Annotated in this window: 19 protein-coding genes; 11 read left to right on the forward strand and 8 right to left on the reverse strand. The window is 36.2% G+C overall.

Annotation, left to right across the window (positions count from 1 at the left end; genetic code table 11):
- Positions 1–220 precede the first annotated feature (220 nt).
- Positions 221–475, forward strand: coding sequence for an IS200/IS605 family transposase (locus ACTF48_RS04540; RefSeq protein WP_438961955.1), 255 nt, complete (start codon positions 221–223; stop codon positions 473–475).
- Positions 476–758: 283 nt separating this feature from the next.
- Positions 759–1,121, forward strand: a complete 363-nt coding sequence (locus ACTF48_RS04545) for a CoA-binding protein (RefSeq protein WP_438961956.1) — start codon at positions 759–761, stop codon at positions 1,119–1,121.
- 128 nt (positions 1,122–1,249) lie between these two features.
- Here ACTF48_RS04545 and ACTF48_RS04550 read toward each other — a convergent pair whose 3' ends face one another.
- On the reverse strand, positions 1,250–2,731 hold the full coding sequence (locus ACTF48_RS04550) for a sodium:solute symporter (RefSeq protein ID WP_438961957.1): 1,482 nt from the start codon (positions 2,729–2,731) through the stop codon (positions 1,250–1,252).
- Positions 2,732–2,899: 168 nt separating this feature from the next.
- Between ACTF48_RS04550 and recR the strand changes: the two genes are divergently transcribed.
- From recR to ACTF48_RS04570, 4 genes are all read left to right on the forward strand, one after another.
- Positions 2,900–3,517: a recombination mediator RecR gene (recR, locus tag ACTF48_RS04555; protein WP_438961958.1), complete on the forward strand. Its 618-nt coding sequence runs from the start codon at positions 2,900–2,902 to the stop codon at positions 3,515–3,517.
- 2 nt (positions 3,518–3,519) lie between these two features.
- Positions 3,520–4,626: a glycosyltransferase family 2 protein gene (locus ACTF48_RS04560; RefSeq protein WP_438961959.1), complete on the forward strand. Its 1,107-nt coding sequence runs from the start codon at positions 3,520–3,522 to the stop codon at positions 4,624–4,626.
- 189 nt (positions 4,627–4,815) lie between these two features.
- Complete coding sequence (locus tag ACTF48_RS04565) at positions 4,816–6,135, forward strand: dihydrolipoamide acetyltransferase family protein (RefSeq protein WP_438961960.1); 1,320 nt, start codon at positions 4,816–4,818, stop codon at positions 6,133–6,135.
- Positions 6,136–6,247: 112 nt separating this feature from the next.
- The gene (locus tag ACTF48_RS04570; protein ID WP_438961961.1) at positions 6,248–6,532 is read left to right on the forward strand and encodes a hypothetical protein; all 285 of its coding nucleotides are present in this window, start codon (positions 6,248–6,250) and stop codon (positions 6,530–6,532) included.
- 387 nt (positions 6,533–6,919) lie between these two features.
- Here the strand turns inward: ACTF48_RS04570 and ACTF48_RS04575 are convergent, their stop codons facing one another.
- A complete protein-coding gene (locus ACTF48_RS04575; protein ID WP_438961962.1) occupies positions 6,920–7,879 on the reverse strand; it encodes a Fic family protein in 960 nt (319 codons plus the stop codon).
- Between the two features lie 60 nt (positions 7,880–7,939).
- Positions 7,940–9,079: a glycosyltransferase gene (locus ACTF48_RS04580; RefSeq protein WP_438961963.1), complete on the reverse strand. Its 1,140-nt coding sequence runs from the start codon at positions 9,077–9,079 to the stop codon at positions 7,940–7,942.
- A 30-nt stretch (positions 9,080–9,109) separates the two neighbouring features.
- Between ACTF48_RS04580 and ACTF48_RS04585 the strand changes: the two genes are divergently transcribed.
- Together ACTF48_RS04585 and ACTF48_RS04590 are read left to right on the forward strand one after the other, a co-directional pair.
- Positions 9,110–9,928 (forward strand): glycosyltransferase family 2 protein, encoded by an 819-nt coding sequence (locus ACTF48_RS04585; RefSeq protein WP_438961964.1) that lies wholly within the window; start codon positions 9,110–9,112, stop codon positions 9,926–9,928.
- An 80-nt stretch (positions 9,929–10,008) separates the two neighbouring features.
- On the forward strand, positions 10,009–10,407 hold the full coding sequence (locus ACTF48_RS04590; RefSeq protein WP_438961965.1) for a sugar 3,4-ketoisomerase: 399 nt from the start codon (positions 10,009–10,011) through the stop codon (positions 10,405–10,407).
- Here ACTF48_RS04590 and ACTF48_RS04595 read toward each other — a convergent pair.
- From ACTF48_RS04595 to ACTF48_RS04610, 4 genes are read right to left on the reverse strand one after another with little or no spacing between them, the layout of a single operon-like run.
- Positions 10,395–11,264 (reverse strand): glycosyltransferase family 2 protein, encoded by an 870-nt coding sequence (locus ACTF48_RS04595; protein ID WP_438961966.1) that lies wholly within the window; start codon positions 11,262–11,264, stop codon positions 10,395–10,397. The two genes, ACTF48_RS04590 and ACTF48_RS04595, sit on opposite strands and share 13 nt — an antisense overlap.
- 5 nt (positions 11,265–11,269) lie before the next feature.
- On the reverse strand, positions 11,270–12,001 hold the full coding sequence (locus ACTF48_RS04600; RefSeq protein ID WP_438961967.1) for a class I SAM-dependent methyltransferase: 732 nt from the start codon (positions 11,999–12,001) through the stop codon (positions 11,270–11,272).
- A gap of 1 nt (position 12,002) precedes the next feature.
- Positions 12,003–12,686, reverse strand: coding sequence for a cell division ATP-binding protein FtsE (locus ACTF48_RS04605; RefSeq protein ID WP_438961968.1), 684 nt, complete (start codon positions 12,684–12,686; stop codon positions 12,003–12,005).
- Between the two features lie 43 nt (positions 12,687–12,729).
- Positions 12,730–13,674, reverse strand: coding sequence for a glycosyltransferase family 2 protein (locus ACTF48_RS04610; RefSeq protein ID WP_438961969.1), 945 nt, complete (start codon positions 13,672–13,674; stop codon positions 12,730–12,732).
- A 119-nt stretch (positions 13,675–13,793) separates the two neighbouring features.
- On the opposite strand from ACTF48_RS04610, the gene ACTF48_RS04615 reads away from it, so the two are divergent.
- The 3 genes from ACTF48_RS04615 to ACTF48_RS04625 all read left to right on the forward strand — a co-directional run bounded on the left by ACTF48_RS04615 (position 13,794) and on the right by ACTF48_RS04625 (position 20,294).
- On the forward strand, positions 13,794–16,832 hold the full coding sequence (locus ACTF48_RS04615) for a tetratricopeptide repeat protein (RefSeq protein ID WP_438961970.1): 3,039 nt from the start codon (positions 13,794–13,796) through the stop codon (positions 16,830–16,832).
- Positions 16,833–16,840: 8 nt separating this feature from the next.
- Positions 16,841–18,577, forward strand: coding sequence for a hypothetical protein (locus ACTF48_RS04620; RefSeq protein WP_438961971.1), 1,737 nt, complete (start codon positions 16,841–16,843; stop codon positions 18,575–18,577).
- Positions 18,578–18,656: 79 nt separating this feature from the next.
- Complete coding sequence (locus ACTF48_RS04625) at positions 18,657–20,294, forward strand: amidohydrolase (RefSeq protein WP_438961972.1); 1,638 nt, start codon at positions 18,657–18,659, stop codon at positions 20,292–20,294.
- On the opposite strand, the gene ACTF48_RS04630 is transcribed toward ACTF48_RS04625, so the two are convergent.
- Positions 20,273–20,692, reverse strand: coding sequence for a VOC family protein (locus tag ACTF48_RS04630; protein WP_438961973.1), 420 nt, complete (start codon positions 20,690–20,692; stop codon positions 20,273–20,275). The two genes, ACTF48_RS04625 and ACTF48_RS04630, sit on opposite strands and share 22 nt — an antisense overlap.
- Positions 20,693–20,697 lie beyond the last annotated feature (5 nt).

The following is a 20,697-nucleotide window of genomic DNA, read 5'->3' on the forward strand; positions in this document are numbered from 1 at the left end:
CATTTATAGGTGCGGACATTCATAGGTGTGGACTTAAGTCCGCACCTATGAATAATATTTTTAAACCATTTCTAAGAACAATTTACAGATATATCTTCATATCGTTTTTGGAACAAAAAATCGTGATCCTGATATCAAATTTGCTATTGAATCTCATCTCTATGCATATATCTGGCAAATCATAATTGAATAAGGTTGCACGCCATTAGTCATTAATCGAATGTCAGATCACGTGCATATTTTATTAAAGTTAGAGTCTAAAATCGCCATAGGGATGTTATTAAAACATATCAAAGGAAAAAGCTCCCGATGGTTAACGGCTAATTATCCATTTTTAGAGAATTTTCAATGGCAACGCGGCTATGGTGCGTTTTCAGTTAGCAGCTCGCAAGTAGCAACAGTTGTTGCATATATCAAAAATCAAAAACAACACCATCAAGAGGAATCGCTACAATCAGAGTTTGAGATCTTATGATTTTTAAAAATATAATTGTTTGATGATCCATAGGTGTTTACATCCATAGGTGCGGACTTAAGTCCGCACTTATGGATCATCACAAAAAACAAAAACCCGAGCCTGCAAGCTCGGGTTTTCTAAACCGTACAATAACACTAACCATTAATTATGAATTATACGATTGTTAGCATGAATTTTTCTTTTTCAATAAATTCAATTTTTCAAATAAATCAAAGGGTCATCACTCCTTCATCTAAAAGACGATACATTTGTAGTATTGTTACAGCTTTAATCTTAAAAAATGTCTAAAAAAACGCTTGTGTTAGGAGCTTCTCTAAATGAGGAACGGTATTCAAATGTAGCGATCTATAAATTGCGCAAGAATAATATTGAGACCGTAGCCATAGGATTGCGAGAAGGATTAGTGGATGATGTAAAGATTCATAAGGAATGGATTCCGTTTCAAGGAATTGATACGGTGACCTTATACTTAAATGCTAAAAGACAGCCAGAATACTACGATTATATCATTAGCCTAAAACCTAGTCGTGTGATTTTTAATCCTGGAACAGAAAACCCAGAATTCTACAAGCTTCTTGAAGAAAACAAGATTAAATCAGAAGTAGCCTGCACCTTAGTTCTTTTAGGTACTAAACAGTATTAGGTTGTTAGTGATTCCGCTTTCGCGAAAGCGTAATTCAATCAACATTATGTATTAATAATTCTTTCCTTCAAACGACTTCTTTTACCTAAAAATGTAGCTGTCATCGTCGCATGTGGAAACCGCACCCTTTAGGGTTTGGGAAACGGTCTCGATGAATGAATATCATTACCCAAAAATGATGCAACCAACAACCCTAAAAAGGTAATTGCGCCATTTAATAAGAGTACAAAAAAGCCAAATTCAAATTCATAAACATACTGTGCAAAATAACTGATACCATAGGCTATAAATGGAGAGGTAATTGCAATAACTGGTGTCGCTAGGTGATGTACCTTACGTTTAGTTAAAATTCCAAAACCAAATAAACCCAATAACGGTCCATAAGTATATCCTGCAAAGGTGAAAAGCTTATTGATTACACTAGCATCTTTGATGAGGTATTCAAAACTCACGATCACTAAAATAAGTAACACAGAAAAACCTACATGAATCAGCTTTCTAGTGATGTTTTGCTTTTTCTCACTTAAGTTCTTTTCAATATTTAAAATATCTACAGAAAAAGAAGTAGTTAGTGAGGTCAGTGCGCTGTCTGCACTAGAATAAGCCGCAGCGATTAACCCTAATATAAAAACCAAGCCTAGTCCTATTCCCATATTAGACTGTAATGCGATACATGGAAATAATGAATCCTTGAATCCACCTGTTTCTGTGATTGCTGCGTACTCGGTTAGTAAAACTCCCAATCCTAAAAATAATAAGTTCACAAAAGTCAGTACAATGGTAAACCAAAACATATTTTTTTGAGCATCTTTTAAACTGCGACAGGTTAAATTCTTTTGCATCATGTCTTGATCTAATCCTGTCATAACTATGGCTATAAAAGCACCAGCGATAAACTGTTTCATAAAATGCTGACCACTTTTCCAGTCGTCCCAGAAAAAGATCTGTGAAAACTCGCTATCACTTAGAAAAGAAGTGATTTCTCCTATACCATTTAAATTTAAACGGTCTGAAACAAAGTAAATCGCAACTCCTACCGCTATGAGCATGAATAGTGTTTGTAAGGTGTCAGTCCAGACTATTGTTTTAATGCCTGACTTAAAGGTGTACAACCAGATCAGTACTACCGTTAAAGTTACCGTTTGCCAGAACTCTATGTCCATACTGTCAAAGACAAAGGTTTGCAATACTCCTGCAATAAGGTAAAGTCTAAAACTCGCACCGACGATTCTAGAAAGTAAAAAGAAACTAGAACCAGTATATTGAGCAGCACTTCCATATCGATCATTCAAATAACTATAAATAGAAGTTAAGTTCATGCGGTAATACAGTGGTAGGAGCACTAAACCTATCACAGCATAACCTACGATATAACCCAGCACCACTTGAAAATAGTTCATCGCGCCTTCCTCTACAGCTCCAGGAACTGAGATAAATGTAACACCACTCAGAGAAGCACCTATCATCCCAAAGGCCACGATATACCACGGCGAGCTGCGATTACCTCTAAAAAAAGTAGCACTGTCACTTTTACGACCTACTAAAAAGGAAATTAAAATAAGCATCGCAAAATATGCCGCAATCGCAATAAGAATTTGGGTAGAACTCACTAGAATTATTTTGCTGCTAAAGTAGGCATACAAACTGATACTGCAAATGTCAGTTTGAGCGCTGCATCAAACAATTTATACAAACTACTAAAAGTGTTGAATTTGAGTTCAAAAAACCTCATACCACATACCTCATACCTAATTCCACTTCCTTTATCTTTGTAATTCATGAATTTCTCCTCAAAAATATTAGAAGAAGCTGTAAATCAAGTATCGCAATTACCTGGAATCGGGAAGCGCACTGCGTTGAGGTTAGTACTGCATCTCATGCGGCAGCCAGCAGACCAGACAGATGTGCTCGCTCAAGCGCTCATTAACATGCGCCATGATTTAAAATTTTGTCTGAACTGTCATAACGTGAGTGATGTAGATGTATGTGAGATTTGCGCTAGTCATAATCGCGATAAAACCATCGTTTGTGTGGTTGAGGACATCCGCGATGTGATGGCTATAGAAAACACAAGTCAGTATCGTGGATTGTATCATGTTTTAGGTGGTAAAATTAGTCCTATGGATGGAATAGGTCCTCAAGATTTGAATATAAAATCCTTAGTAAATCGCATAAAAAGTGATGGAGTTCAAGAACTTATTTTTGCACTCAGCCCAACTATAGAAGGAGACACTACAAATTTTTATATCTTCAAACAACTCGATGGGCTTGAAGTAAATACATCTACTATAGCAAGAGGAATAGCCGTAGGAGATGAACTGGAGTTTGCAGATGAGGTCACGCTAGGCCGCAGTATTTTACATCGAGTACCTTATGAAAATTCGCTGAAAAACTAACTGTGGATTTATCAATCATCATACTCAATTATAACGCGGCAGCTTTTTTGGAGTTGTGTCTAGATAGTGTTTTGAGAGACACTAAAAACCTGAATTCAGAAGTGATCGTGGTGGATAATAACTCTACAGACAGCAGTTTACAAATGCTGCACTTTGTTTTTCCACAAGTTAAGGTTATCGCAAATGACGAAAACGTAGGCTTTTCTCGTGGTAATAATATCGGTGTGCAACACGCGCAAGGAGAATATCTATGCATTTTAAATCCAGACACGATAGTAGGTGAAACAGTGTTTGATGAGGTACACGCTTTCGCGAAAGCAAATTCTCAAATAGCATTCACAACCACACAACTCATAGATGGCACAGGAGCATTTCTACCAGAGAGCAAGCGTAATGTGCCTAATCCAAAAATCGCACGTCAAAAAATCCTAGGAAACGATTCTAATTACTATGCAAATCATTTGAAAAAAGATGAAAATGGTGAAATAGAAGTGCTGGTAGGAGCGATGATGTATGTGAAGAAAGAAGTTTATCTAGAATTAGGCGGTTTTGATCCTATGTACTTTATGTATGGAGAAGATATAGATTTGAGTTATACCGCATTACAGCAAGGGTATAAAAACTACTATTTAGGTAGCCAGCAAGTCATTCATTTTAAAGGAGAAAGTACCGTAAAAGATAAAAAGTACATAGAGCGATTTTACGGCGCTATGGGGTTGTTTTATGATAAACACTTTAAAAAATCTAAACTAGAAAAAGCTCTAGTAGACCTCGCCTTAAAAGGAATTATCGTGACTAAATCTATGGAGATCAATCAAACAGACCGAGATTTAGAAAGATATCAAGTCTTAGTAACTAATGATACTGCTTTAAAACTTAGTGGTTTTAAAGAGCAGTTCACATTTGAAGGATTAATAGAAAAAGAATTGCCTTTAGAAATTCAAATTGTCTGGGACACACCATCACTCGCTTACAAAGATATCATTGCCTTTATGTCGCAAAATAAAGGTAAGAAATGGACTTATAGATTTATAAATTCTAAAAGAGACTTCATGCTAGGCAGTGATAATAGTACTTCTCGTGGTGTTATAAAGCCACTGAAGATGTAATTATATGGGGTAGAGTTGTTCTTCTAGAGTCTATGGAACTATTTTTTTACTCATAAAATGGGTAATCATTCATTCTTTTGAAAATCTATAGTTATTAAATTCATCCTAAGGACTCTTAAAACATTCTTTTCTTATTCTATAATTCTTACTTTTGCAACTTCTTAGAAAACGTTATAGTAACTTTACGATATGGCAAAATTTGAACTTAAATTACCTAAAATGGGCGAGTCAGTAGCTGAGGCTACGATTACTTCATGGCTCAAAAATATAGGTGATACTATTGAAGCTGATGAGGCAATTCTAGAAATTGCAACAGATAAGGTGGATAGTGAAGTCCCTAGTGAAGTAGATGGAACACTAGTTGAAATTCTTTTTCAAGTAGATGATGTCGTTCAAGTAGGTCAGACTATAGCCATTATAGAAACAGATGCAGATAGTGCTTCTGCTCCAGCACCAGCAACAACTGAAGTTCCTAAGCAAGCTGAAATAGCAGTAGAAATCGCTGCTCAACAAATAGAAAAAGGTCAAGAAACAGCTGCGCCAGTAGATTATTCAAATTCTGATGGTTTCTACTCACCTCTAGTGAAGAATATTGCTAAAGAAGAAAATATATCTATCACAGAACTAGAATCTATAAAAGGCACCGGAACTAACAACCGTGTGACTAAAAACGATATTCTAACTTATGTAGCAGATAAGAAAGCTGGTAAAACAGCTCCTGTTCAAGCAGCATCTAAAGTGCCAGCTGCAGCGCCTGTAACAACTCAAAAAACAAAGGCTGCACCAGTAAGTGTAAACGGTGAAGATGAGATCGTAGAAATGACACGCATGGGAAAACTCATCGCGCATCACATGGTGGCATCAGTCCAAACGAGTGCTCACGTGCAAAGCTTTATAGAATGTGATGTCACAAACATCTGGAACTGGAGAAAGAAACATAAAGAGACCTTTGCAAAAAGAGAAGGAGAGAACCTTACGTTCACACCTATCTTTATGGAAGCAGTAGCCAAAGCTTTAAAAGAATTCCCGATGATGAATATCGCTGTAGATGGTGATCACATCATCAAGCGTAAAAATATCAATCTAGGAATGGCAGCAGCCTTGCCAGATGGTAACTTAATTGTGCCAGTTATAAAAAATGCAGACCAGCTCAATCTTATGGGAATGGCTAAGGCTGTAAATGACTTGGCTAACAGGGCAAGAAATGGTAAATTAAAACCAGATGATACGCAAGGCGGAACTTACACGGTAACTAATGTAGGAACTTTTGGTTCTGTGTTAGGAACTCCTATTATCAATCAACCGCAAGTAGGGATACTGGCGCTAGGAGCGATTAGAAAAGTGCCGGCTGTGGTAGAAACTCCACAAGGTGACTTTATAGGAATACGCATGAAGATGTTCTTATCTCATAGTTATGATCATAGAGTAGTAAACGGAGCCTTAGGTGGACAGTTTGTACAGCGAGTAGCGCAGTTACTAGAAGGATTTGATCCGGACAGAGAAATATAAAAATAAATGATGTGGTAGAAAAACGTTTCGATAATTAGATTGTTGAAACGTTTTTTATTTTACCACATACCACATACCACATACCACATACCACATACCACATACCACAATCATGGAAAAAGACCTCTATCTAGAACAAATCGATTATTTCAAAGGTGCTCGGGTATTACACTATTTTGAATTTGTAGAACCACAAGAAATAAAAGATGAATATTTTAATGTTCACGAGATCCACGCACTAGTGATTTGTGACTATGAAGGTGAAGAAACCATGCTCTTCTATCTAGATGACGGACTTGAAGTCGCACTAGAATTTGAAGTGATGATTCCTAAAATGGCCAAAGAAAAAGTAAGCGAAGATTTTTCAGGAATCGACGTTCAGTGGAAAAATAGGTAGTTTATTCCTTTTGGTATTACTCATCAGTTCTCAGCCTTCAGTCTGAGCATGTCTAAATAAGGTTGCCTTTTTTTCTGGTTATAATTAACTTTTAGCTATAAAGCGAATTGGTCATTTACGTAGAGAAAGCTAAAACAATTCTTAGCATATCAAATCTCAAAGACACTGGTAAGCTATAATCATCTTTTCTTCTAGAATGGCTTAACAATAGATTAAAAATACCTATGTCATATCTCGACGAGCGTAGTGATGTCCATCTTGAATCAACTGGTATAAGGTGCTTTCTTTTTGATGACTTTTATTAAAACTTCATGCCAATTCTAAAGAAACCTTGCATTTTCAACTAATCAACTAATCAACTAATCAACTAATCAACTAATCAACTAATCAACGTTTCCTCTTCCTGCCTGCTATATATTCTTTAACAGCCTTTTCAGTGGTGTACCACACACGACCTTCTTTGTAAGCGTCTATTTTACCTTGGCGAGCAAGTAAACTCACGTATTCCTGACCATATTTAATAGACGGCTCTTTCACGATGTTAGAAATAGGAGCGTAGTCTCCAGCAGTATCATCTAGGTTGCTCAAATAAATATCTAAGGAACGTAAAGCGGCCTGACTAACCAGATAAAATAGTTTTTCAAACTTGCCCTTATTTGCATCGTTAAGTGCTGTATAATATCGTTTACGATCCACTTTTAAAATAATGGCTGGTGGAAAACCATCTTTCATGAGCAAAAGATTATAGATCAATCGCACCGTGCGACCATTACCATCAAAAAAGGGATGGATCCATACAAACCGATGATGGAATAATGCGGCCTTTATAACTGGATGTAATTCTTTTCTAGCATGGTTTGCCCAGGAGATAAGCTCTTCAAATAAATCAGGAACCTTTCTAGCATTAGGTGGGACAAAGTTTGCGCCACTTATTCTCACACCAGCATTACGTATGCGACCGGCAAATTCTTTATCTATTTTATCGAGAACCAGCTCATGAACGTTTAGAATATCTCGTTCTCTAAGCACATAATCTGGTGTGACAATAGATTCTACATAACCTATCGCATCGTGGTGATTAACCGTTTCAAAATGTTCTCGTAGCGGTTTACCACTTACAGTAAGTCCATCTTCTAGAACCATTCTTGTTTCTTGTAAGGTAAGTGTGTTACCTTCTATACTGTTAGAATTATAGGTCCATTCTACAGTAAGGCTTTCTTTAATACTATGAAGCACATAGCTAGGAAATGGTCTATAAGAATCTAGCCGTTTCTTTTTATCGTCTATTTTCTTTAGGACTTCTTTTATGTCTTGCGACACCTCAATATCATTCCATTTTTTTTCCACACTCCAAAGATACTTCTTTTTTCTTAATATCGGTAAAATTAAAAAACATAATTACCGATATTAAGAGTTGTAAAGCTCTAAGTATTTTTTTGCTATTTTAATAGAATCATGATGTTGTGCTATGAATTCTCTAGCTTCTAGACCTAGGTTAAAAATAATTTCTGGATGATCGATGAGCTTAGATAGTTCTTGCACGAGATAATCAACATCTGGTTGTGCATCTATGAGAGGTGCTTCTTTTAATCCATAAGCTTTTAAAAAAGGCGCGCCAGCTCCTGCAAAAACCACTTTCCCTTGAGCCATTGCCTCAAGTGCATTATAACCTTGGTCATAGCTTAGTACTTGATCTAATAGGATATGGCATTTTTTATAAGACTTGATATACTGTTGATAGGGCAAATTTTCTGCAATGGTAATATTTACCTGGTCAGCATACTTAATTTTTATAATTTCCAAAGCTTTTTCAAAATAAGGAATCCCTTTTTTATGATAATTTCCACGATTGATACCCATAAAAATTTCAATGGGTTGTGAAATATGATTTTGCTGTAATTCAAAATTTTCAACTACAACAGCACTTGGAATGATATCAGTACATTTTATTTCTTCCTTGAGAGCCATTTTAAAATCGGTATGCGATGGGATAATGGCTTTACACTGCTCTAAAAGACGCTCATAATTTTCTTGATAAGGCCGTTGCAGGTACTTAAAAGTATGAGCAAACCTATTTTTTAAACCAACATTTTCATGATATGGAGTTAGAATACTATAACCTTCATGGGCTTCAGTAAGGTATTTTGCATAAGGATAATCATCTCCACAAGCTACGAGAAAAGCTTTTCCATTATGTCTTAAAAGATAATCGAGCATCTTCCATTCTACTGGAGCTTCACAACTAAATGGATTTGAATTAATGAACTGCACGATGTCGTGGTTAGTTATTAAATGCTCGCTTTCGCGGAAGCGTGCTAAACGTATATAATCCTCTAGATTACGACCCGTAAGTTTCCACCAGCCTACTTTTATCTTCTCACGTAGCCAGTCACGTCTGAAATAGTCGCTACCGACATTTATATCTACAGGGAATCTTTTAAAACTGTCACCACTACCTACTAGAGTGACCTCATGACCTAGTGCTTGAAGTCCATGTTTTAAGGAATTATGAAAACCACTATACTCGCCTATGAGCAAAATGCGCATAAAAGTTATCTTTGGCGTAAAGATACGCTGTTGAATTCATACTCAAATCACGACTTACAAATCCTTATCGCTACTATGAATAGGAGTGATTTGTCTTTTCTGGAAGAAATGTTTCAGTGTAAAGTAGCCGATATTAAGGAGCAGCTTATTATAGTGAACCAATCTAAAGAGGCTGTTCTTGTGTCCTCTTACGAGAATATTAAAGTTGTTAATGATAGTAACTTTGGCCTTTCTCGCAGTCGTAATAGGGCTATGTTTAGTTGTGAGGCTAAATGGGCATGGATTTTAGATGATGACGTTGTACTCTTGCCTGGTGCGGTAAAATTCCTCAAGAAAGTACTTAATGAAAATGAGCAACATTGCTTGACAATTGTAAAAGCAATTGATTTTTCTCATAATGATAGGCGCACATATCCTGATCAAGCAGGTTTTTTGAGAACTCAGAAACAAATCGAAAACATTTCGTCTATTGAAATGGTAATTCACGTGCCTACCTTTAAAAAACTAAATTTAGCCTTTGATGAGCGGTTTGGTTTAGGTGCTTCATTTCCCATGGGAGAAGAGTATATCTTAGTAAAGGATATTATAGAACATGGAGAGCACATTTATTTTATTCCCATTTCCTTAGTACAGCACGATGTGTTTAGTTCTGGAAAAAATCCTGCCTATATTAATGCTATTAAGACTAGAGGTGCTCTGGCAGCAAAATATTATCCTAAGTTTACCTTTTATTTCAAGATTAAATATCTTTTTTTTCTTTTCAGAAAAGGTTTTGTGACTGATTATAAAAAGCTTTTAGAAGGTTATAAAGTTTTTAGTGGTGCCGTGCGCGCATATAAATCCAAGTAAAAAGTAAGTAAAAAAGAAACTATTTATTAAGATTTTATAAATTCAACTATGTATTTCTTTCAATTCACTATTTTTACTTTATGGATATTAAAATTATAGACATTCCTAAAATTACAGATCCGAGAGGTAATCTTGCGGTAATAGAAGGCGATACTATTCCTTTTAAAATGGAGCGCGTCTACTATTTATATGACGTTCCTAGTACTTCACAACGCGGTGGACATGCTCATAAAGAGCTTTGTCAGTTAATAATTGCTTTAAGTGGCAGTTTTGATGTAGTTCTCGATGATGGTAAGCTTAGAAAAACCGTGACACTTAATAAACCTGATAAAGGTTTACTCATTCCCACGATGGTATGGCGTGAATTAGAAAATTTTTCTAGCGGTGCTGTGTGTATGGTAGTTGCTTCAATGGAGTTCAGTGAAGCTGATTATATAAGGGATTATGAAAAGTTTGTAGGGTTGTTTCAATCTTTGTAGAAATAGTCTATGAAGTGTTCTAGCTTTAATAAATCAAAACCTAATAGACTAGGATTGGTGCTATTCATATTACGTAGTAACATAAATTTTATCATACGTATAAAACAAGCTGTTAATCTATCTATTTTTATTTGATGTAAATTGTAGAAAACAGAAATGATAGGTCTAGATTCTATGGCTATTTTGCCTGTTTTATATAAGGTTACAGTGTTTTCTATACCAATCAACGTTTTCTTGTAAAAACTGTCATTACTTTCTAAACCCATGTGAATTACAGGATTGTCTATATGTTTAATCTGTATACCTAAACTATTAATTATAGAAGAAATAAGAATATCACCGCCGTAACCTACATCATGAATCCTATCGTATACTTTATAGAAGATATCTTTCTTGATTAAAAACCCCATAGAAATAAGGTTTTGATAACTCAACTCCATTCGTTGCGTGGCTTTTTTTGCTTCACGAGATTTACCGTACTTCCACCGCAGTATGCCTTCTAATGGTTTTTCTGTTCGATAGCTTATACCGCCATAGATAATTTCATAACTAGTGTTCAAAAATCTAACGTATTCTTTTAGAAAGTTTTTTGTCCCAAGAAGAACGTCTGCATCTAAAAAAAGTAAATTTTCATACTTGGCTTTTTGAGCTAATTGTTTTCTTCCATATATGCTTCCGTAGTTTCCAGTGCTAGTAATTAAAGTAATCTCAGAATTTTTTATATGAATTGGTGGTGCAGAAAAGTCATCATAAACTAAAATTTCAATGCTGAAATCAAATTGCTTTTTTTGAAAAAGCAGTGCGTCAATAAGAATTGAGACATCATAATTGTAAGTTGGGATGCAAACAGAAAGCATAAAGTTTAAGTTTTTTCAATTACAATTATATTATCCTTTGTTAATCCATAATGAGGATCCTCTTGAGTAATATGATGCTTTATCGATGATGCTGGGTTTACTTCTTTAAACCTATTGATCAATCCGTTTAGACTATAAATTCTAACATGGTCTGATTGACCAAATGCTCTTAACCGTTCTTCTTTTGAAGTGATTGAACTGTCTTCATAAATATCACCTTTTTTAAATGGTGTCTGAATGAGTAAAGTCCCATTATCAGAGAGAACACGATAAAGTTCTTTCATTGCATTTCTGTCTTCTTCAATATGTTCTAAAACATGGTAGCAGATTATTACCTCAAAGAAGTTATCATCCTTAGGTATGTCAGTTATATTAAATTGATACTTGGATTGAAATTCATTCAAGTAATCAGTTGGGAAGTAGTCAATTGAGTTAATGCCGTTGTATGTATTAAATAAGGATTCAGGTGGTGAAAAATGTAGCACCTTATCCTTCATTAGGTTATTTGATAACAAATACTTGTGTAAATTACGGGTGCGACTTAAACTACCGCAAACTGGGCACAATAAATTATTTTTGTGAATAATAAATCGTCTTAATCTAGATTCACAAATATTACAACGATGTTTATTTCCGAAATAAAGAAGTTTATTCACTCTTCTCAGTTGAGTAGCATATTTTTTGATAATTGTATTAGGAGTCAATGTTTTTAATATCCTTTTTAAAATCTCGTACATGCTACAGCGTTTTCTGAACCACTTCAAATACCTCACCACCATCACACTTTAGTGTTTTAGAAGGGTATTTTAAGAGCAAGGCATAGTCATGAGTGGCCATGAGTATAGTATTACCATTTTTATTAATAGTTTGTAGAACTTCCATAATTTCTACACTTGTCTGTGGATCCAGATTACCGGTAGGCTCATCGGCTATGATGAGTTCTGGATCATTAAGTAAGGCTCTTGCTATGGCAATGCGCTGCTGTTCTCCACCAGAGAGTTCATGTGGGTATTTAAAGCCGGTGGTTTTCATACCTACTTTATCGAGAACTTGCTCGATTTTTTCTTCCATTTCCTTTTTATTTTTCCAGCCGGTAGCTTTTAAAACAAACTTGAGATTCTCCTTAATAGTGCGATCAGTAAGTAATTTAAAGTCTTGAAAAACTACACCTAGTTTGCGACGCAAATAGGGAATGTCACGCTCTTTTAATAAAGCAAGGTCATATTCTACAATGGTTCCTTCACCTTCTTTAAGAGGAATGTCACCATATAATGTTTTCATTAATGAACTTTTACCACTACCTGTTTTTCCTATGAGATATATAAATTCCCCTTTATTAATAGTGAGATTAACGTCTTTAAGAATTAGGTTTTCTCGTTGGTAAATATTAGCTTTTTTCAGGGTTAAAACTGTTGAACTCATATTATAAATAAAGGCATTTAATTGAATGGTCTAATATAATTATTTAGCGGTAGGCAGTGAGGTAAATACCTCGTTTAATTAAAAAATCTTGTAGCAATTGTAACTGTTTTAACACTTTTACCGGTAACCACAGTAAAAAGCGCTGTTTTTTATTCAGGTTAGTCATCTTGATTTGATGTACTATGTTGTTATAAAAATCAAGATCACCAGCAAGTTTTGCACTGATAGCGATAGCATAACGGTTTAAATCTAAAAAGCTTTTTAATGACTGGTTTATTTTCTCTTGCTTAGTGAAATTATCTAGCATTAGAGCTCGTGCTTTATATAGTTGAGCACTGGATAAACTAGAGTTATCAAAGGAGTTATAGGTCATGGTGATTGCTGGATGGAAGGCTGTTTTACCTTGTAAAGCAACCTTGATCCATAAGTCAGTGTCCTGGCCGCTTCTGATCCTAGTGTCATAACCACCAGCTTTTTTAAAAGTTTCTTTTCTGAAAGCTGTAGAAGATGAAGTCGCTATCCCGAATTGTTTCATTCCATCAAAAAAATCATCGATAAGCAGCGGTTTTTGATGGTATGAAAAGCTAAATCGGGCAGGTATCATAACATCATTTTCCCGTCTGAGTTGATAATTTGTACAGTACATGACAGCCTCAGGGAAATTTTCTATAAGTTCTTTTAAGTGCTGTAAGTGAAGTGGTTCCCAGCTGTCATCTGCATCTAGGACAGCAATGAATTTTCCGTTACATTTTTCTATCGCTGCATTACGAGCCGCAGACGCGCCTTTATTTTCTTGAGTATATAACCTGATTCTAGAGTCATTTAACTCTTGCACCTTTATCGCGCCGTTATCAGTACTGCCATCATCTACTATAACTACTTCAAAATCATTGAACTCTTGTGCAAAAATATTCTTTAAGGTGTCTGTAATATAACTTTCCTTGTTATACAAGGGAATAGCAACTGAGAAAAAAGGTTCAAGACTCATAATTAGCACAATTATGCAACGTGTCAAAGTTACACAATGCTGTGGATAAGATTATGAATAATTAAACAGACTTTATAGCGTTATACTCTAGTAACATTTTAATTTTACCCTTCTATTTAATGACAGGATCCGTTATGAAAAAAATCGTGCTCACTCTGTTGCTTGCTGCTAGTTCTCTTATAGAGGTAAGCGCACAACAGTCTAAAATATTTACAGACGACTTGCGTGCTTATAATCAAGCTATTGATTTATATCAAGAACAGCAGTATATCGCTGCACAACGCCTTTTTGAAAAGGTAAAAGATCAAGCTCAGGATGAGACTATCTTAGGAAATGCGGCTTATTATATTGCAAACTGTGCGGTACGGCTCAACCAGCGCAATGCAGACGCGCTTATGGAATCGTTTGTTGAAGAATACCCTACTTCCACTAAACGCAATACCGCTTATATAGACGTGGCAAACTATTATTTTGATAATGGTAAATATAATCTAGCCGCTAAATGGCACGAGAGAGTTGATGAGAGCACACTTTCGCGAAAGCAAAAAAACAAATACTATTTCAATACAGGATATACCTTAGTTCAAAGCAAAAAGTATGATCAGGCTAAGCCTTTCCTTAATCGTGTAAGTGATGACCCAGAATATGGATCGCAGGCTAAATACTATTTAGGCTACATCGCCTATGAAGGTGATGATTATCAACAGGCGAGTGATTTATTTGATGAAGCTGGAGAATCTCCTGAGGCAGACGAGAAACTGTCTTACTATCAGGCTGACTTGAATTACAAACTTGGTAATTTTGATAAAGCCATTGCGCTAGCCAGAGAACAATTGCCTAAATCTTCAAAACAAGAACAATCTGAATTGAATAGAATCATAGGGCAAAGCTTGTTCAACCAGCAAAAGTATAATGAAGCCTTACCTTATTTACAAGAATATAAAGGAGTGCGCGGTCGCTGGAATAATAATGATTACTACCAGCTAGGATACACCTATTACCAGCAAGGTGATTACCATAAAGCGATTGAAACCTTTAATAAAATAGTAGATGGCGAGAATAAAACTGCTCAAAATGCCTACTATCACCTAGCGCAGAGTTATATAAAACTTAATCAAAGTGAAGACGCACTTAATGCCTTTAAAAAAGCAAGTGAGATGGATTTTGATGCTCAGATCCAGGAAGATGCTAGCTATAATTATGCAAAAATAAGTTATGAATATGGTAATCCTTATGATAGTGTTCCAGCTGTAATTCTAGCATTTCTTGAAAAATATCCAGACACTAATAAGGCTGCCCAGATGAATGAGTATCTCATAGATTCTTACTTCTCTTCTAAGAATTATACAGAGGCACTAGCTCTTATGGAAGATGGCCGTATTAAGGGTAATGAAAATGTTTATGGAAAAGTAGCGCTGTATGAAGGGTTGAACCAGTTTAAAACTGGAGATTATGCAAAGGCAATCGATAATCTAGATAAAACCATAACTTATGCACAGTCTGTTGAATTAAAGAAACGCGCGACGTTCTGGAAGGCAGAGAGTTATTATGAACTTAATAATTTCCCTGCGGCTTTAAATAGTTTTAACGCAGCAAAAAATATGAACGCCAGTATAGAAGAAGACGATCTATTGAACTATGATCTCGCTTACACGCAGTTCAAGCTAAAAGATTATGAGAATTCTATAAAAAACTTTACCGCATATACTCAACAATCAGGTGTAAAAAAACAGCCAGCGCGATTGAATGATTCTTACCTGCGTATAGGTGATGCAAACTTTGTGACTAAGCAATACTGGCCAGCTATGGAGGCTTATAATAAGTCCATAGCCATGAACGGTTTTAATGCAGATTATGCTGCCTTCCAAAAAGCTATTTCTTATGGATTTGTAGGTAAGAACGATCGCAAAATAGAAGACCTTAATGCCTTTTTAAGAAACTTTAAAAGCTCAGTATATAGAGATGATGTGCTTTATGAACTAGGAAATACTTATATAAACACTAATAAGGTTAGTAACGGAATTCAGACTTATGATCGCTTGATCTCTGAGTTTCCACAGAGTAGTTATACCTCTCAAGCCATGATGCGCAAAGGGCTTCAACTCTATAATGACTCTAAGCTAGATGCAGCACTAGTAGTTTTTAAAGATGTAGTAGCAAACTACCCAGGAACACCACAGGCAAATGAGGCAGTAAGCTCAGCACGATTGATTTATGTAGATCAAAACCGTACAAATGATTATGCCGCTTGGGTACGCACCCTAGATTTTATAGACGTGAGCGATTCTGAACTAGATGACACTGCTTATGAAAGTGCAGAGCAACCTTATCTTCAGAATGATATGTCTGGTACAACACGTTCCATGAAGAAATATTTAAAAGAATATCCTAACGGGAAACACGCTTTACAAGCTCATTTTTATCTCGCTCAGGCATTATTTGCTCTAGATAAAAAGCAAGAATCTATACCTAGTTATCAGTACGTGATTGATAAGCAACGCAGTGAGTTTACAGAACAAGCACTGGCTCGTTTGAGTGGGATATTCTTGAGTGATTCCGCTTACGCGAAAGCGGTTCCAGTATTAATTCAATTAGAACAACTGGCAGACTTTCCTCAAAACGTTATTTATGCACAGTCTAATTTGATGAAAGCATATTATGAACAAGAGAATTATGATAAGGCTGTAGATTATGCAAATAAAGTGCTTAGCGATATAAGTATAAATGATAATGTAAAGTCTGATGCACAAATTATTATCGCACGTTCTAACTGGAAACAAGGAAATGAAACCGCAGCAAAAAGCGCTTATGAAGCCGTAAGAACAAACGCAAGTGGAACTCTAGCGGCCGAGTCTCATTTCTATAAAGCATATTTTGAGCATAAAGAAGCAAGTTATGAGGCAGCTATAGCCACGGTTCAAGGTCTTACTAAAAATTATGCAGGATTTAAACTCTGGACCTCAAAAGGACTTGTGATTATGGGTAAATCTTATAATGCACAAGGACAAACCTTAAATGCTACCACTATTTTAGAATATGTGGTGGGCAACTTTAATCAGTATCCAGAAGTAGTTTCTAGCGCACAAGCAGAGCTAGACGCTATTAAAAATAACGCTGCCAAAACAAATTCATCAGTAGTTCCTACAGATAAAAACTAAATCACATCATGAAATTATTTCAATCATATATTTTAGTTGCAACAGCATTGCTCGCATTCAGTAATGGTAACGCGCAAGGTGGAGAAGAAGGTGAGCTTAACGGTGGAACCATTACCGTGGTTAAGCCTTATGACCCTACTATAAGTGATGCTTTTAAAGTAAAAAGCATGCCTTCTATTAATGATACTACTACCATTAAAAAGAAACCGGTCACTTATAGTATTTTTTCGGTTCCAGTAGCATCTACTTTTACTCCAGCAAAAGGGAAACTATCTAGAATTAAAACTCCTAAACGAGTAAAATTCTATGATAATTATGCGCGACTAGGGTTAGGAAACTATGTAAATGTCCTAGGAGAGTTTGCAGGAAATTTTGAAATCGATAAAAACACAGATTTAGGCGTATTTTTTAATCATAACTCATCCCAAGGTGGAATAGATGAAGCAACTCTTGATGATGATTTCTCAGACACATCACTAGATCTTTCTTACGGTAAACGTAATCGTGACTTTAATTGGGGAATTACTGCTGGTGGAAGATATCAAACTGCAAACTGGTATGGAGTAGCTCCACTAGCACTGCCTTCTATCCCATCTGGAGTTGAGGTAGATGCCGCGACTTCTTATCTGACCATAGGACTGTCTGGTAAAGCGCAATTTTTTGATTCTGTTTTTGAGGATATGGAGTTGAAGCTTACAAATATCAGTTCTGGCAGCGATGCCTCAGAGACTAGAGTGCGTTTAAGACCACAGTTAGCCTTTGAAGTAATGGAAGAAGAAATAGGACTAGGTGTTGAGGTAGATTACTTGACAGGAGCCTTTGATACACAAGGAACCATTCCTGCGGCTACTGATTATTCTTATTTGAACTTAGGGATCAATCCTAGTATTAATCTTTATGGCGATAAATATAAAGTAGAACTAGGAGCACGATTAAATTATATAACCGATAATGAAAACTCAGAAAGTGATTTTAAAGTTTATCCAGATATAAATGCTAGTTATATCTTGATGGATGAAAAGATGGTTGCTTATACCGTTATAGGTGGTGGATTAGACATGAACACCTTACAAAACTTTGCAGATGAAAACATTTTTATAGCTCCAGCTATTAATGTGGCGCCTACCAGCAGACAGATAGATGCACAATTAGGAATCAAGGGAAACCTGAACTCTAACTTTGGTTATAAGGTTTATGGAGGATATCGTTTAGAAGAGAATCGTTATTTCTATACTAAAGATAATACGGTTTTATTAACCGCTGTGCCACGTTTACCTTATGAGTTTGGAAATACATTCTATACACAATATGGTGATTTGAGCACGCTTACCGTTGGTGGATCAGCAAGTGTAGATTTAAATACACAGTTTAATTTAACCTTGAATGCACAATACATGAACTATGATGTCACTAATGGCGTTGCGTTTAATAATGTCGCATCACAACTACCATCTTTTACTGCTGATCTGGTAGGGAACTATGATATCAATGAAAAATGGAACGTGGGAACTACGTTATACTTCGTAGGAGAACGAGAAGTATATAGAACCGGCGGTATTCCAGAGACTCAAACCTTAGATTCTTTTATAGATTTAAATCTAGACGTGAATTATAAAATCAACCCTAAGTTAACCGCTTTCTTAAGAGGCCACAACCTTACCGGTGGTAATTATCAATATTATTTAGATGTTCCTGTTCAAAATCTACAGATTCTAGGTGGTGCGGTGTATAAGTTTGATTTTTAATAATTTATATTCATAGCTGCTGACTTAAGTCCGCAGCTATGAATAGTGGTTTAAATAACAGAATTCCTACCTTTATTCCATGAAAAGATTCCTTCTACTTATCACAGCAATTACATTAATTGCCTGTGAAAAACAACCTACCACAGACTTACTAATTACTAACGCTACGATTTATACTGTAGATAATGAGTTTACCACCGCAGAAGCTATGGTCGTAAACGATGGTAAGATCATCGCAACAGGAACAACCACAGAGTTACTAGAAAAGTATACTGCTTTAGAAACCATCGATGCATCGGGTAAATTTATCTATCCAGGATTGATTGATGCACATTGTCATTTCTTTGGTCTAGGACAGCAAGCACAACGTGTAGACCTGGTAGGAACTAGTAGTTATGATGAGGTGATCCAGCGTGTGATTGACTTTCAAAAAGAAAATAACCGCAAGTTCATCATAGGTCGTGGCTGGGATCAGAACGATTGGGAAAACAAAGAATTCCCTACTAATGAGGAATTCAATAAGCTGTTTCCAGATATTCCGGTAGCCTTAACACGTATTGATGGTCATGCAATGATTGCAAATCAGGCAGCGTTAGATGTTGCAGGAATTGATGCAAGCACTCCATCAGATGGTGGTGCAATTATCATTAAAGAAGGAAAACTTACAGGTCTTCTGGTAGATAATCCTATGGAATTAGTAGAAGCAGTTTATCCTAAACCATCACGTCAGGATATGATTGATGCCTTATTACTAGCACAACAGGAAAATGTAAAGTACGGTTTAACTACCGTAGATGATGCAGGATTGCACCGCGATGTGATCGAAGTGATCGATAGTTTACAGCAAGCTGGTGATTTAAAAATGAAGATGTATGTGATGATTAGTAATACTCCAGAGAACCTAGATTATTACTTAGATAAAGGAATCATAAAAACAGATCGCTTGAATGTACGATCTGTTAAATTTTATGCAGATGGCGCATTAGGAAGTCGCGGTGCGGCATTAAAAGAACCATATCATGATAAGCATAATCATTATGGTGCTTTATTAAGTCCTATAGAAAAGATTAAAGAAACGGCGGCACGTATCGCAGCATCAGATTACCAAATGAACACACACGCCATAGGTGACAGTGCTAATTATGTAGTGCTAAAAACTTATGAAGAGTTATTACGTGATAAAACAGATCAGCGCTGGCGTATTGAGCATGCCCAAGTAGTAAGTCCTGATGATTTTCAGTACTTTAATGCAGGAAATATTTTACCATCAGTGCAGCCTACGCACGCTACTAGCGATATGTACTGGGCACAAGATCGAGTAGGACCAGATCGTATTAAAGGTGCTTATGCTTATAAAACCTTACTCAATCAATCAGGAATACTCGCACTAGGAACAGATTATCCTGTAGAACAGGTGAATCCGTTTTTAACATTTTATGCAGCGGTAGCTAGACAAGATGTTAGTGGTTATCCAGAAAATGGTTTCTTGCCAGAGCAAAGCCTTACTCGAGAGGAAACATTAAGAGGTATGACCATCTGGGCAGCTTATTCTAATTTTGAAGAAGAGGAAAAAGGAAGCCTAGAAGCAGGAAAAGCAGCAGATTTCATCATCACTAGCAAAGATTTGATGACCATTCCAATAACTGAAATTCCAGATTTTAAAGTAGATGCCACGTATATCAATGGTGAGCTGGTTTACTCTGCCGCAAACAACTGATCCATATCTTTAAAAGCCTTAAACTCTAAAGCATTTCCACTAGGATCTAGGAAGAACATAGTGGCCTGTTCGCCAGGTAGTCCTTCAAATCGTATGTAAGGTTCTATGATGAACTCGATACCTTTTTGAGATATCGCTTTCGCGAAAGCGTGAAACACATCCCATTCTAGTACCACACCAAAATGCGGAACAGGAACAGCCTTGCCATCTACATCGTTATGTGATGCGCCAGGTGCATTGTCTGAAATATGAATCACTAGTTGATGACCAAAAAAATCAAAATCTACCCAATGATCACTACTACGGCCTTCTGTACAGCCTAAAGTATCGCGATAAAAATCACGAGTGGTGGTAATTTCTTTTACAGGAATGGCTAGGTGGAATGGTGTGAGTTTCATGATGA

It is taken from the genome of Nonlabens sp. (genome assembly GCF_965660805.1).
Classification (GTDB): Bacteria; Bacteroidota; Bacteroidia; order Flavobacteriales; family Flavobacteriaceae; genus Nonlabens.

What these genes read in the sequence shown, in the direction of transcription:
- ACTF48_RS04545 (WP_438961956.1), top strand. Translation starts at nt 759, where the DNA reads ATGTCTAAAAAAACGCTTGTGTTAGGAGCTTCTCTAAATGAGGAACGG.
- ACTF48_RS04580 (WP_438961963.1), bottom strand. Translation starts at nt 9,079, where the DNA reads ATGCGCATTTTGCTCATAGGCGAGTATAGTGGTTTTCATAATTCCTTA.
- ACTF48_RS04610 (WP_438961969.1), bottom strand. Translation starts at nt 13,674, where the DNA reads ATGAGTCTTGAACCTTTTTTCTCAGTTGCTATTCCCTTGTATAACAAG.
- ACTF48_RS04565 (WP_438961960.1), top strand. Translation starts at nt 4,816, where the DNA reads ATGGCAAAATTTGAACTTAAATTACCTAAAATGGGCGAGTCAGTAGCT.
- ACTF48_RS04625 (WP_438961972.1), top strand. Translation starts at nt 18,657, where the DNA reads ATGAAAAGATTCCTTCTACTTATCACAGCAATTACATTAATTGCCTGT.
- ACTF48_RS04590 (WP_438961965.1), top strand. Translation starts at nt 10,009, where the DNA reads ATGGATATTAAAATTATAGACATTCCTAAAATTACAGATCCGAGAGGT.
- ACTF48_RS04630 (WP_438961973.1), bottom strand. Translation starts at nt 20,692, where the DNA reads ATGAAACTCACACCATTCCACCTAGCCATTCCTGTAAAAGAAATTACC.
- ACTF48_RS04615 (WP_438961970.1), top strand. Translation starts at nt 13,794, where the DNA reads ATGACAGGATCCGTTATGAAAAAAATCGTGCTCACTCTGTTGCTTGCT.
- recR (WP_438961958.1), top strand. Translation starts at nt 2,900, where the DNA reads ATGAATTTCTCCTCAAAAATATTAGAAGAAGCTGTAAATCAAGTATCG.
- ACTF48_RS04600 (WP_438961967.1), bottom strand. Translation starts at nt 12,001, where the DNA reads ATGTACGAGATTTTAAAAAGGATATTAAAAACATTGACTCCTAATACA.
- ACTF48_RS04595 (WP_438961966.1), bottom strand. Translation starts at nt 11,264, where the DNA reads ATGCTTTCTGTTTGCATCCCAACTTACAATTATGATGTCTCAATTCTT.
- ACTF48_RS04605 (WP_438961968.1), bottom strand. Translation starts at nt 12,686, where the DNA reads ATGAGTTCAACAGTTTTAACCCTGAAAAAAGCTAATATTTACCAACGA.
- ACTF48_RS04540 (WP_438961955.1), top strand. Translation starts at nt 221, where the DNA reads ATGTCAGATCACGTGCATATTTTATTAAAGTTAGAGTCTAAAATCGCC.
- ACTF48_RS04620 (WP_438961971.1), top strand. Translation starts at nt 16,841, where the DNA reads ATGAAATTATTTCAATCATATATTTTAGTTGCAACAGCATTGCTCGCA.
- ACTF48_RS04570 (WP_438961961.1), top strand. Translation starts at nt 6,248, where the DNA reads ATGGAAAAAGACCTCTATCTAGAACAAATCGATTATTTCAAAGGTGCT.